Origin of the sequence: Streptomyces sp. NPDC057638, assembly GCF_042800315.1 — a bacterium.
Lineage (GTDB): Bacteria > Actinomycetota > Actinomycetes > Streptomycetales > Streptomycetaceae > Streptomyces.
Map to the genome: position 1 here is coordinate 22,659 of NZ_JBHVHF010000047.1, position 13,016 is coordinate 35,674.

General features: G+C 71.1%; 11 protein-coding genes. All 11 read left to right on the forward strand.

Annotation, left to right across the window (positions count from 1 at the left end; all coding sequences use genetic code 11):
- The first annotated feature begins 2 nt into the window (after positions 1-2).
- Positions 3-1,289 carry a dihydroorotase gene (locus ACFVIM_RS09655; protein WP_384300126.1) on the forward strand — a complete coding sequence of 429 codons (1,287 nt, stop codon included), beginning with the start codon at positions 3-5 and terminating at the stop codon, positions 1,287-1,289.
- The gene (locus ACFVIM_RS09660) at positions 1,286-1,858 is read left to right on the forward strand and encodes a hypothetical protein (protein WP_384300127.1); all 573 of its coding nucleotides are present in this window, start codon (positions 1,286-1,288) and stop codon (positions 1,856-1,858) included. The genes ACFVIM_RS09655 and ACFVIM_RS09660 overlap by 4 nt, the downstream gene beginning before the upstream one ends.
- Positions 1,855-3,000, forward strand: coding sequence for a glutamine-hydrolyzing carbamoyl-phosphate synthase small subunit (carA, locus tag ACFVIM_RS09665; protein ID WP_384300128.1), 1,146 nt, complete (start codon positions 1,855-1,857; stop codon positions 2,998-3,000). Before ACFVIM_RS09660 ends, carA begins: the two co-directional genes overlap by 4 nt.
- The gene (gene carB, locus ACFVIM_RS09670) at positions 2,993-6,301 is read left to right on the forward strand and encodes a carbamoyl-phosphate synthase large subunit (protein ID WP_384300129.1); all 3,309 of its coding nucleotides are present in this window, start codon (positions 2,993-2,995) and stop codon (positions 6,299-6,301) included. The genes carA and carB overlap by 8 nt, the downstream gene beginning before the upstream one ends.
- Positions 6,302-6,390: 89 nt before the next feature.
- A complete protein-coding gene (locus tag ACFVIM_RS09675) occupies positions 6,391-7,512 on the forward strand; it encodes a quinone-dependent dihydroorotate dehydrogenase (RefSeq protein ID WP_384300130.1) in 1,122 nt (373 codons plus the stop codon).
- A complete protein-coding gene (gene pyrF, locus ACFVIM_RS09680) occupies positions 7,509-8,363 on the forward strand; it encodes an orotidine-5'-phosphate decarboxylase (protein ID WP_384300131.1) in 855 nt (284 codons plus the stop codon). The genes ACFVIM_RS09675 and pyrF overlap by 4 nt, the downstream gene beginning before the upstream one ends.
- Positions 8,364-8,826: 463 nt before the next feature.
- Complete coding sequence (locus tag ACFVIM_RS09685; RefSeq protein WP_003956414.1) at positions 8,827-9,150, forward strand: integration host factor; 324 nt, start codon at positions 8,827-8,829, stop codon at positions 9,148-9,150.
- A gap of 39 nt (positions 9,151-9,189) precedes the next feature.
- On the forward strand, positions 9,190-9,762 hold the full coding sequence (gene gmk, locus ACFVIM_RS09690) for a guanylate kinase (RefSeq protein WP_384300132.1): 573 nt from the start codon (positions 9,190-9,192) through the stop codon (positions 9,760-9,762).
- 98 nt (positions 9,763-9,860) lie between these two features.
- Positions 9,861-10,133 (forward strand): DNA-directed RNA polymerase subunit omega, encoded by a 273-nt coding sequence (gene rpoZ, locus ACFVIM_RS09695; RefSeq protein ID WP_030620214.1) that lies wholly within the window; start codon positions 9,861-9,863, stop codon positions 10,131-10,133.
- A gap of 112 nt (positions 10,134-10,245) precedes the next feature.
- A complete protein-coding gene (coaBC, locus tag ACFVIM_RS09700; RefSeq protein WP_384300133.1) occupies positions 10,246-11,475 on the forward strand; it encodes a bifunctional phosphopantothenoylcysteine decarboxylase/phosphopantothenate--cysteine ligase CoaBC in 1,230 nt (409 codons plus the stop codon).
- Positions 11,476-11,752: 277 nt separating this feature from the next.
- Positions 11,753-12,970 (forward strand): methionine adenosyltransferase, encoded by a 1,218-nt coding sequence (metK, locus tag ACFVIM_RS09705; protein ID WP_384300134.1) that lies wholly within the window; start codon positions 11,753-11,755, stop codon positions 12,968-12,970.
- Positions 12,971-13,016: the final 46 nt, after the last annotated feature.

Sequence of the window (13,016 nt, forward strand, 5' to 3'; positions counted from 1 at the left end):
CCATGAGCAAGATCCTGATCCGTGGCGCGCAGGTGCTCGGCGGCGAGGTACGCGACGTCCTCATCGAGAGCGAGACGATCGCCGAGGTCGCCGAGGGTATCGAAGCCGGGGACGCGACGGTCGTCGAGGCCGCCGGACGGATCCTCCTGCCGGGCCTGGTCGACCTCCACACCCATCTGCGGGAGCCGGGCCGCGAGGACTCCGAGACCGTCCTCACCGGCACCCGGGCCGCCGCCGTCGGCGGCTACACCGCCGTCCACGCCATGGCCAACACCTTCCCCGTCGCCGACACGGCCGGTGTGGTCGAGCAGGTCTACCGGCTCGGCCAGGAGTCCGGCTACTGCGACGTCCAGCCGGTGGGCGCCGTCACCGTCGGCCTGGAGGGCAAGCAGCTCGCCGAGCTGGGCGCCATGCACGACTCCGCCGCCAAGGTGCGGGTCTTCTCCGACGACGGCAAGTGCGTCGACGACGCGGTGATCATGCGCCGGGCGCTGGAGTACGTGAAGGCGTTCGACGGCGTCGTCGCCCAGCACGCCCAGGAGCCCCGGCTGACCGAGGGCGCCCAGATGAACGAGGGCGTCGTCTCCGCCGAGCTGGGACTCGGCGGCTGGCCCGCCGTCGCCGAGGAGTCGATCATCGCCCGCGATGTGCTGCTCGCCGCGCACGTCGGCTCCCGGGTGCACATCTGCCACCTCTCCACGGCGGGCTCGGTCGAGATCATCCGCTGGGCCAAGGCCCGGGGCATCGATGTGACCGCCGAGGTCACCCCGCACCACCTGCTGCTCACGGACGAGCTGGTCCGCTCGTACAACCCCGTCTACAAGGTCAACCCGCCGCTGCGCACCGAGACGGACGTCATGGCGCTGCGCGAGGCGCTGGCCGACGGCACCATCGACTGTGTCGCCACCGACCACGCGCCCCACCCGCACGAGGACAAGGACTGCGAGTGGGCGGCGGCGGCCATGGGGATGGTCGGTCTGGAGACCGCGCTCTCCGTCGTCCAGGCGACGATGGTGGAGACCGGGCTGCTGGACTGGGCCGGGGTCGCCGACCGGATGTCCTTCCGGCCCGCGGTGATCGGCCGCCTCGCCGGGCACGGCCGTCCCATCGCCGCCGGGGAGCCCGCCAACCTCACCCTGGTGGATCCGGCATACCGTGGAGCCGTGGACCCCGCGGGCTTCGCCTCCCGCAGCCGTAACACCCCCTACGAGGGGCGTGAGCTGCCGGGACGCGTCACCCACACCTTCCTGCGGGGCCGGGCAACGGTCGTCGACGGGAAACTCGCGTGACATCTCTGAACCTCACCGCCGTCCAGTTCGCAGCCGAGCGGAAGTCCGCGGAGGTGACCGACTGGGCGGCCCGCCTCGGCTGGGTCGCCGGGCTGATCGTCTTCGTGGCGGTCGTCTACTGGCTGATGCGCCAGGGCTGGAAGTGGCGCGGCAACCTCCAGTCCGGGCTGCCGCCGCTGGCACCCGTACCCGACGAGCCCGGTCCGGCGCGGCTGACCCTCACCGGGCGCTACCACGGCAGCACCACGGCCGGGCAGTGGCTCGACCGGGTCGTCGCCCACGGCCTCGGGGTCCGCAGCCTGGTGGAGCTGACCCTCACCGACGCCGGTCTGCACGTGGTGCGGCCGGGCGCGACGGACTTCCTGATCCCCGCCGACGCGGTGCGCGAGGCCCGGCTCGACAAGGGCATCGCCGGAAAGGTCCTCGCCGAGGGCGGGCTCCTGATCATCACCTGGGAGCACGGCGGCACCCTGATCGACTCCGGTTTCCGCTCCGGGACCGCCGCCGAGCACGGCGCGTGGGTCGCGGCCCTCAACCACACGAACAGCACGACGGAAGGCGCACGATGACCACCTCCACCCGGGGAGCCGCTCCGGCTCCCGCCGTACTCGTCCTGGAGGACGGCCGCACCTTCCGTGGCCGGGCCTACGGGGCCGTGGGGGAGACCTTCGGGGAAGCGGTGTTCAACACCGGCATGACCGGTTACCAGGAGACGCTCACCGACCCCTCGTACCACCGCCAGGTGGTCGTGATGACCGCCCCCCACATCGGGAACACCGGCGTCAACGACGAGGACGACGAGTCGAAGCGGATCTGGGTCGCGGGCTATGTGGTGCGCGACCCCGCCCGGATCCCGTCGAACTGGCGCTCCCGCCGCACCCTCGACGAGGAGCTGGCCGCCCAGGGCGTCGTCGGCATCAGCGGCATCGACACCCGCGCGCTCACCCGCCATCTGCGTGAGCGCGGCGCCATGCGCGTCGGGATCTTCTCCGGCGACGCGGTCGGCTCCCTCGCCGATGAGTCCGCGCTGCTCGCCCGCGTCCAGGCCGCCCCCCAGATGACCGGCGCCGACCTCTCCGCCGAGGTCGCCACCACCGAGACCTACGTGGTCCCCGCGATCGGCGAGAAGCGCTTCACCGTGGCCGCCCTCGACCTCGGCATCAAGGGCATGACCCCGCACCGGATGGCCGAGCGCGGCATCGAGGTGCACGTCCTGCCCGCGACCGCCACCGTGGAGGACGTGTACGCGATCCAGCCCGACGGCGTCTTCCTCTCCAACGGCCCCGGTGACCCCGCCACCGCCGACCTCACCGTCGTCAAGGCGGTCCTGGAGCGCTCCACCCCGCTCTTCGGGATCTGCTTCGGCAACCAGCTCCTCGGCCGCGCGCTCGGCTTCGGCACCTACAAGCTGAAGTACGGCCACCGCGGGATCAACCAGCCGGTCCAGGACCGCGCCACGGGCAAGGTCGAGATCACCGCCCACAACCACGGATTCGCCGTCGACGCCCCGCTCGACACCGTCTCCGACACCCCCTACGGCCGCGCCGAGGTCTCCCACGTCTGCCTCAACGACGACGTGGTGGAGGGGCTCCGCCTCCTCGACCGGCCCGCCTTCAGCGTCCAGTACCACCCCGAGGCGGCCGCGGGTCCCCACGACGCCGCCTACCTGTTCGACCGCTTCATCTCCCTCATGGAGGACCAGCGTGCCTAAGCGCACCGACATCCAGTCCGTCCTGGTCATCGGCTCGGGCCCGATCGTCATCGGCCAGGCCGCCGAGTTCGACTACTCGGGCACCCAGGCGTGCCGCGTCCTCAAGGCCGAGGGCCTGCGGGTGATCCTGGTCAACTCCAACCCGGCCACGATCATGACCGACCCGGAGATCGCCGACGCCACGTACGTCGAGCCGATCACCCCCGAGTTCGTCGAGAAGATCATCGCCAAGGAGCGCCCCGACGCGCTCCTGCCCACCCTCGGTGGCCAGACCGCGCTCAACACCGCCATCGCCATGCACGATCAGGGCGTCCTGGAGAAGTACGGTGTCGAGCTGATCGGCGCCAACGTCGAGGCCATCCACAAGGGCGAGGACCGCGACCTCTTCAAGGCGGTCGTGGAGGCCGTCCGCGCCAAGATCGGCCACGGCGAGTCCGCCCGCTCGGTCATCTGCCACACCATGGACGAGGTCATCGCGGGCGTGGACACCCTCGGCGGCTACCCCGTCGTCGTCCGCCCCTCCTTCACCATGGGCGGCGCCGGGTCCGGCTTCGCCCACGACGAGGACGAGCTGCGCCGCATCGCGGGCCAGGGCCTGACCCTCTCCCCGACCACCGAGGTGCTCCTGGAGGAGTCCATCCTCGGCTGGAAGGAGTACGAGCTGGAGCTGATGCGCGACAAGCACGACAACGTCGTGGTCGTCTGCTCCATCGAGAACTTCGACCCCATGGGCGTCCACACCGGTGACTCCATCACCGTCGCCCCGGCGATGACCCTCACCGACCGTGAGTACCAGCGGCTGCGGGACATCGGCATCGCCATCATCCGCGAGGTCGGCGTCGACACCGGCGGCTGCAACATCCAGTTCGCCGTCGACCCGGTCGACGGCCGGATCATCGTCATCGAGATGAACCCCCGGGTCTCCCGCTCCTCCGCGCTGGCCTCCAAGGCGACCGGCTTCCCCATCGCCAAGATCGCCGCCAAGCTGGCCGTGGGCTACACCCTGGACGAGATCCCCAACGACATCACCGAGCAGACCCCGGCCTCCTTCGAGCCGACGCTCGACTACGTCGTGGTCAAGGCGCCCCGGTTCGCCTTCGAGAAGTTCCCCTCCGCCGACGCCACCCTCACCACCACCATGAAGTCGGTGGGCGAGGCCATGGCCATCGGCCGCAACTTCACCGAGGCGCTCCAGAAGGCCCTGCGCTCGCTGGAGAAGAAGGGCAGCCAGTTCGACTTCACCGCTCCCACCGGCGAGAAGTCCGAGCTGCTGCGCGAGGCCGTCCGTCCCACCGACGGCCGGATCAACACCGTGATGGCCGCCATCCGCGCGGGCGCCACGCCCGAGGAGGTCTTCGAGGCCACCCGGATCGACCCCTGGTTCGTCGACCAGCTCTTCCTGATCAAGGAGCACGCGGACGCGCTCGCCGCCGCCGAGGAGCTCACCCCCGAGCTGCTCGCCGACGCCAAGCGGCACGGCTTCTCCGACACGCAGATCGCCGGGATCCGGGGCCTGCGCGAGGACGTCGTCCGCGAGGTGCGCCACGCGCTGGGCATCCGCCCGGTCTACAAGACCGTGGACACCTGCGCGGCCGAGTTCGCCGCCCGTACCCCGTACTTCTACTCGTCCTACGACGAGGAGAGCGAGGTCGCGCCGCGCGAGAAGCCCGCGGTGATCATCCTCGGCTCCGGGCCCAACCGGATCGGGCAGGGCATCGAGTTCGACTACTCCTGTGTCCACGCCTCCTTCGCGCTCAGCGACGCGGGCTACGAGACCGTGATGGTCAACTGCAACCCCGAGACCGTCTCCACCGACTACGACACCTCCGACCGGCTCTACTTCGAGCCGCTCACCCTGGAGGACGTCCTGGAGATCGTCCACGCCGAGTCGCTGGCCGGGCCGATCGCGGGCGTCATCGTCCAGCTCGGCGGCCAGACCCCGCTCGGCCTCGCCCAGGCCCTCAAGGACAACGGCGTCCCCGTCGTCGGCACCTCGCCCGAGGCCATCCACGCCGCCGAGGACCGCGGCGCCTTCGGCCGGGTACTCCAGGAGGCGGGCCTGCCCGCTCCCAAGCACGGCACCGCCACCACCTTCGCCGAGGCCAAGGCCATCGCCGACGAGATCGGCTACCCCGTCCTCGTCCGCCCCTCGTACGTCCTCGGCGGGCGCGGGATGGAGATCGTGTACGAGGAGGCCAGGCTCCAGACGTACATCGCCGAGTCCACCGAGATCAGCCCCAGCCGGCCGGTCCTGGTCGACCGCTTCCTCGACGACGCCATCGAGATCGACGTCGACGCGCTCTACGACGGCACCGAGCTGTACCTCGGCGGAGTGATGGAGCACATCGAGGAGGCCGGGATCCACTCCGGCGACTCCGCCTGCGCCCTGCCGCCCATCACGCTCGGCGGCTTCGACATCAAGCGGCTGCGCGCCTCCACCGAGGCCATCGCCCGCGGTGTCGGGGTCCGTGGACTGATCAACATCCAGTTCGCGATGGCCGGGGACATCCTCTACGTCCTGGAGGCCAACCCGCGCGCCTCCCGGACCGTCCCCTTCACCTCCAAGGCGACCGCGGTGCCGCTGGCCAAGGCCGCCGCCCGGATCTCGCTCGGCGCCACCATCGCCGAGCTGCGCGCCGAGGGGCTGCTGCCCGCCAGCGGCGACGGCGGCACCCTGCCGATGGACGCGCCGATCTCCGTCAAGGAGGCCGTGATGCCGTGGTCGCGCTTCCGCGACATCCACGGCCGGGGCGTCGACACCGTCCTCGGCCCGGAGATGCGCTCCACCGGCGAGGTCATGGGCATCGACTCCGTCTTCGGCACCGCCTACGCCAAGTCGCAGGCCGGGGCGTACGGGCCGCTGCCGACCAAGGGCCGCGCCTTCATCTCCGTCGCCAACCGCGACAAGCGCTCGATGATCTTCCCGGCGCGCGAGCTGGTCGCCCACGGCTTCGAGCTGCTCGCCACCTCCGGCACCGCCGAGGTCCTCAAGCGCAACGGCCTCAACGCCACCGTCGTCCGCAAGCACAGCGAGGGCGAGGGCCCGAACGGCGAGCGGACCGTGGTCCAGCTGATCCACGACGGCGAGGTCGACCTCATCGTCAACACCCCGTACGGGACCGGTGGCCGCCTCGACGGCTACGACATCCGTACGGCGGCGGTGGCCCGCTCCGTACCCTGCCTCACCACGGTCCAGGCGCTCGCCGCGGCCGTGCAGGGCATCGACGCCCTCCACCGGGGCGACGTCGGTGTCCGCTCCCTCCAGGAACACGCCGAACGACTGACCGCGGCCCGCGACTAGGAAGCGGGAAGGGGGACACCGCCCGGCGGTGTCCCCCTTCTCATGAGCCCCCGCCCCCAGATCACCGCGGACCACTGAGGACCCCCACCATGTACCGACTGCTCTTCCGCCTCGTCTTCACCCGGCTGGACCCCGAGCGGGCCCACCACCTCGCCTTCGGCTGGATCCGGCTCGCCGCGCGGATCCCCGTGCTGCGGACCTTCGCCGCCGCCGTGCTCGCGCCCCGCCACAAGGAACTGCGCACCGAGGCCCTGGGCCTGCGGATGCACGGCCCCTTCGGGCTCGCGGCGGGCTTCGACAAGAACGCCACCGGGATCGACGGGCTCACCATGCTCGGCTTCGACCATGTCGAGATCGGCACCGTCACCGCCATGGCCCAGCCGGGCAACCCCAAGCAGCGGCTCTTCCGGCTGGTCCCCGACCGGGCCCTGATCAACCGGATGGGCTTCAACAACGAGGGTTCGGCCGCCGTCGCCCAGCGCCTGGGCGAGCGCCGCCCGGCCTTCAAGGCCGTCGTCGGCGTCAACATCGGCAAGACCAAGGTCGTCCCCGAATCGGAGGCCGTCGCCGACTACGTCACCTCCACCGAGCGGCTCGCCCGCCACGCCGACTACCTCGTCGTCAACGTCTCCTCGCCGAACACGCCCGGACTGCGCAACCTCCAGGCCACCGAGTCGCTGCGGCCGCTGCTGACCGCCGTGCGCGAGGCCGCCGACCGCACGGTCACCGGCCGCCGCGTCCCTCTGCTGGTCAAGATCGCGCCCGACCTCGCCGACGCCGACATCGACGCCGTCGCCGACCTCGCCGTCGAACTCGGCCTCGACGGGATCATCGCCACCAACACCACCATCGGCCGCGAGGGCCTGCGCTCCCCGGCCGCGCTCACCAGCGAGACCGGCGGACTCTCCGGCGCGCCGCTGAAGGAGCGCTCCCTGGAGGTGCTGCGCCGCCTCTACGCCCGCGTCGGCGACCGGATCACCCTCGTCGGTGTCGGCGGGATCGAGACCGCCGAGGACGCCTGGCAGCGGATCCTCGCCGGGGCGACCCTCGTCCAGGGCTACAGCGCCTTCGTCTACGAGGGCCCCTTCTGGAGCCGCGCCGTCCACAAGGGCCTCGCCGCCCGGCTCGCGGCCAGCCCGCACGCCACCCTCGCCGAGGCCGTCGGCGCCGATGTCCGCCGCTCCCGCGCCGCTGAGGAGACCGCCGCATGACCGCGCCCCTGCCCACCCCCGTGCCCTTCGGCGCGCGGCTGCGCGCCGCCATGGACACCCGGGGCCCGCTCTGTGTCGGCATCGACCCGCACGCCACCCTGCTGGCGGAATGGGGTCTCGATGACACCGTCGCCGGCCTGGAGCGCTTCACCCGCACCACGGTGGAGGCGCTCGCCGACCGGGTCGCCGTGCTCAAGCCCCAGTCCGCCTTCTTCGAGCGGTTCGGCTCCCGCGGGATCGCCGTCCTGGAGAAGGCCGTCGAAGAGGCGCGCGCGGCGGGCGCGCTGGTGCTGATGGACGCCAAGCGCGGCGACATCGGCTCCACCATGGCCGCCTACGCCGCCACCTACCTCGACCCGGCCTCGCCGCTCTTCTCCGACGCGGTCACCGTCTCGCCCTACCTCGGCTTCGGCTCGCTCCGCCCGGCGCTGGACGCCGCCGCGGCGGCGGGATCGGGTGTCTTCGTCCTCGCGCTGACCTCCAACCCCGAGGGCGCCGAGGTCCAGCGCGCCACCGCCGCCGACGGCCGCTCGCTGGCCCAGCTGATGCTGGACCACATCGCGGCCGAGAACGCGGGGGCCGCGCCGCTGGGCTCCGTCGGCGCGGTCGTCGGGGCCACGCTGGGCGACGCCGGGGTGGATCTGGGGATCAACGGGCCGCTGCTCGCGCCGGGCATCGGGGCGCAGGGGGCCACGCCGGAGGACCTGCCCCGGGTCTTCGGGGCGGCGGTCTCCTCCGTGCTCCCGAGCGTGAGCCGGGGCGTGTTGCGGGCGGGGCCGGACGTGTCCGCCCTGCGCGCCGCCGCGACCCGCTTCACCACCGCCACCCGCGCGGCCCTCCCCGCGGCGTAGGTCGTTCCTTCTGGCCTAGTGCTGTGGCCGGACAGGTGTGTCCGCGCCCCTCATCCCGCCACAGCACCGGCGAGCCTGCCCGCCGGTGCTGTGGCGGGCCCGCGTCCAGGCCCGCACGGGAGCGTCCGGGCGCGATCCCACGGAAGATCTCCACGAGCGGACCGGCATGTTCCATAGACCCCCCGTAGGGGTCAACGCCCACCCGCGCTCCTCACCCGCGTTCGCCACCCCCCTCCGCCCACTCAAATGTTGGCGGAAAACTCATGCGATATGCCGTAAAAGTCCTGGTCGGTCGATGCTGACCAGGACTTTTCGTCTGTTCTCGCTGACTGGAGCGGTGATGGCCGCTAGTCTCCGTCGAAGAGCGAACGTGCACTGCGTTGCTCGTTGCTCCCCTGGTGTGGGGCGACTAGGTTCCTCACCGGTCCGTATCCGACAGTTCGACATCCGAGGTGACGTAGGCGTGGCTCTTCCGCCCCTTACCCCTGAACAGCGCGCAGCCGCGCTCGAAAAGGCCGCCGCGGCTCGCCGGGAGCGGGCCGAGGTCAAGAATCGACTCAAGCACTCCGGCGCCTCACTCCATGAGGTGATCAAGCAGGGTCAGGAGAATGACGTCATCGGCAAGATGAAGGTCTCCGCCCTGCTGGAGTCCCTGCCGGGCGTGGGCAAGGTCCGCGCCAAGCAGATCATGGAGCGGCTCGGTATCTCCGAGAGCCGCCGGGTACGAGGTCTCGGCTCGAACCAGATCGCCTCCCTGGAGCGCGAGTTCGGCGGCGGCCCCGCCTGACGTTCTCGGGCACGCCCGGGAACCTGGATAATCGCTGCCATGGCAGCAGAAGTACGTCAGCGGCTGACCGTGCTCTCCGGCCCCTCCGGGGTCGGCAAGAGCACGGTCGTCGCGCATATGCGCAAGGTCCACCCCGAGGTCTGGCTCTCGGTGTCGGCCACCACCCGGAAGCCGCGCCCCGGTGAGCGGCACGGCGTCCAGTACTACTTCGTCACCGACGAGGAGTTCGACCGGCTGATCGCCGACGGCGAACTGCTGGAGTGGGCCGAGTTCGCGGGCAACCGCTACGGGACCCCCCGGGCGGAGGTCCTCAAGCGGCTGGAGTCCGGCGAGCCGGTGCTCCTGGAGATCGACCTCCAGGGTGCCCGGCAGGTCAAGGAGTCCATGGAGGGCTCCCAGCTGGTCTTCCTGGCCCCGCCGAGCTGGGACGAACTGGTCCGCCGGCTCACCGGCCGGGGCACCGAGTCGCCCGAGGTGATCGAGCGCAGACTCGCCGCCGCGAAGGTCGAGCTGGCGGCCGAGTCGGAGTTCGACACGACGCTGGTGAACACCTCCGTCGAGGACGTGGCCCGTGAGCTGCTAGCCTTGATGACGGTGTCCACCGGGGAGTGACGTCCCGGTACCGGGGAGTGAGACCCCGGGGCCGTCCGGAGATCGATCTCCGCAGCCGCACACCGTTCGAGCTTTTCCCATCTTTCGGAAGGTAGAGCGTGTCCTCTTCCATTACCGCGCCCGAGGGCATCATCAACCCGCCGATCGACGAGCTGCTGGAGGCCACGGACTCCAAGTACAGCCTCGTGATCTACGCGGCCAAGCGGGCGCGTCAGATCAACGCGTACTACTCCCAGCTGGGCGAGGGCCTGCTGGAGTACGTCGGTCCGCTGGTGGACACCCACGTTCACGAGAAGCCGCTCTCGATCGCGCTGCGCGAGATCAACGCGGGTCTGCTGACCTCCGAGGCCGTCGACGGCCCGGCGCAGTAACCCACTCCTCACCTTCATCACAGGCCCGGCGGCACCGTCCGCCGGGCCTGTGGTGTGTCATAGGGGAGAGCCGACCGGTACCGGGGAGGCCGTCCGAGACAGGGGAGACAACGTGGACCACACGGAGCAGCCGCAGCAGCCCGCGAAGCCGAGGGTCGTCCTGGGCGTCAGCGGGGGCATCGCCGCCTACAAGGCGTGTGAGCTGCTGCGACGGCTGACGGAGTCCGGTCATGGAGTCCGTGTGGTGCCGACCGCCTCGGCGCTCCACTTCGTGGGCGAGGCGACCTGGTCGGCCCTCTCGGGACAGCCCGTCTCCACCGAGGTCTGGTCCGATGTGCACGAGGTGCCCCATGTCCGGATCGGGCAGGGCGCCGATCTGGTGGTCGTCGCCCCCGCCACCGCCGATCTGCTGGCCAAGGCCGCCCATGGCCTCGCCGACGACCTCCTCACCAACACGCTGCTGACCGCGCGCTGTCCGGTCGTGCTCGCCCCCGCGATGCACACCGAGATGTGGGAGCACCCCGCCACCCAGGAGAACGTGGCCACGCTGCGCCGCCGTGGTGTGATCGTCATCGAGCCCGCCGTGGGCCGGCTGACCGGTGTCGACACCGGCAAGGGGCGGCTGCCGGACCCGGCCGAGATCTTCGAGGTCTGCCGCCGGGTGCTCGCCCGGGGCTCTCTCACGGCTGATCTGGCCGGACGGCATGTCGTGATCAGCGCGGGCGGTACCCGGGAGCCGCTGGACCCCGTGCGCTTCCTGGGCAACCGTTCCTCCGGTAAGCAGGGGTACGCCCTCGCCCGTACGGCCGCGGCCCGGGGGGCCCGGGTGACCCTGGTCGCCGCGAACACCCAGCTGCCGGATCCGGCCGGGGTCGATGTCGTACGGGTCGGGACCGCCGTGGAGCTGCGTGAGGCGGTCCTCGCGGCCGCCCCGGACGCGGACGCCGTGGTGATGGCCGCCGCCGTGGCCGACTTCCGTCCCGCCGACTACGCCAGCGGGAAGATCAAGAAGCGGGACGGGGAGGAGCCCGCTCCGCTCGCCCTGGTCCGCAACCCGGACATCCTCGCCGAGATCGCCGCCGCGCGGCCCCGGGCGGGCCAGATCGTCGTCGGCTTCGCCGCCGAGACCGACGACGTGCTCGCCAACGGCCGGGCCAAGCTCCGGCGCAAGGGCTGTGACCTGCTGGTCGTCAATGAGGTGGGGGAGCGCAAGACCTTCGGTTCCGAGGAGAACGAGGCCGTGGTCCTCGCCGCCGACGGCACGGAGACCCCGGTGCCCCACGGGCCGAAGGAGGCCCTCGCGGACACCGTCTGGGACCTGGTCACCCCTCGTATGGTGTGACAATCACGTCATCCTTGAAAGTGCTGAATTGTAGGGGAATCACGGGGACGCGCCGGGTTCCGGATCTCGTCCCCGCCCTGCTCACCAGTGGTCCAGTCGCAGGTGAACGCCATACCACGGGCATCTCGTCAGAGGTACCCCTGACACCCGTACCGCGAGACGGGTGGACCGCTGCCGCAGGTCGGCGGATAAACTGGCCCACGGAACGTCGCGGGGCGCAGCCCCCTGCCGGTCCAACAATGATCAGCCAGCAGCCGCTGCAACCCCAGGGAGCGATGTGTCCCGCCGTCTCTTCACCTCGGAGTCCGTGACCGAGGGTCACCCCGACAAGATCGCCGATCAGATCAGCGACACCATTCTCGACGCCCTGCTGAAGGAGGACCCGTCCTCCCGTGTGGCCGTGGAGACCTTGATCACGACCGGTCTGGTCCATGTGGCCGGCGAGGTCACCACGAAGGCGTACGCCGACATCCCGACGCTGGTCCGCAACACGATCCTGGAGATCGGTTACGACTCGTCGAAAAAGGGCTTCGACGGCGCGTCCTGCGGTGTGTCGGTCTCCATCGGGGCGCAGTCCCCGGATATCGCGCAGGGTGTCGACACCGCGTACGAGGCGCGGGTGGAGGGCGCCGCCGGCGAGGGTGACGACCTGGACCGGCAGGGCGCTGGTGACCAGGGGCTGATGTTCGGCTACGCGTGCGACGAGACGCCGGAGCTGATGCCGCTGCCGATCCACCTGGCGCACCGGCTCTCCCGGCGGCTGTCGGAGGTCCGCAAGAACGGGACCATCCCGTATCTGCGCCCGGACGGCAAGACGCAGGTCACCATCGAGTACGACGGTGACAAGGCGGTCCGCCTGGACACCGTGGTGGTCTCCTCGCAGCACGCGTCGGACATCGACCTGGACTCGCTGCTCGCTCCCGACATCCGCGAGTTCGTGGTCGAGCACGTCATCAAGGAACTGGTCGAGGACGGCATCAAGCTCGACACCGAGGGATACCGGCTGCTGGTGAACCCGACGGGCCGGTTCGAGATCGGTGGTCCGATGGGTGACGCGGGCCTGACCGGCCGCAAGATCATCATTGATACGTACGGGGGCATGGCCCGGCACGGTGGCGGCGCGTTCTCGGGCAAGGACCCGTCGAAGGTGGACCGCTCGGCCGCGTACGCCATGCGCTGGGTGGCCAAGAACGTCGTCGCGGCGGGCCTGGCGGCGCGCTGCGAGGTGCAGGTCGCGTACGCGATCGGCAAGGCCGAGCCGGTCGGGCTCTTCGTCGAGACCTTCGGCACCGCGACCATCGAGGTGGAGAAGATCGAGCGGGCCATCGCCGCCGTCTTCGATCTGCGCCCGGCCGCGATCATCCGCGATCTCGACCTGCTGCGGCCGATCTACACCCAGACCGCCGCCTACGGCCACTTCGGCCGTGAGCTGCCCGACTTCACCTGGGAGCGCACCGACCGCGTCGACGCCCTGCGCACCGCCGCCGGACTGTAGTCCGCGCGCCCACGTCTCACCGGACGGCTCCGGCCCCGCGCTCCCG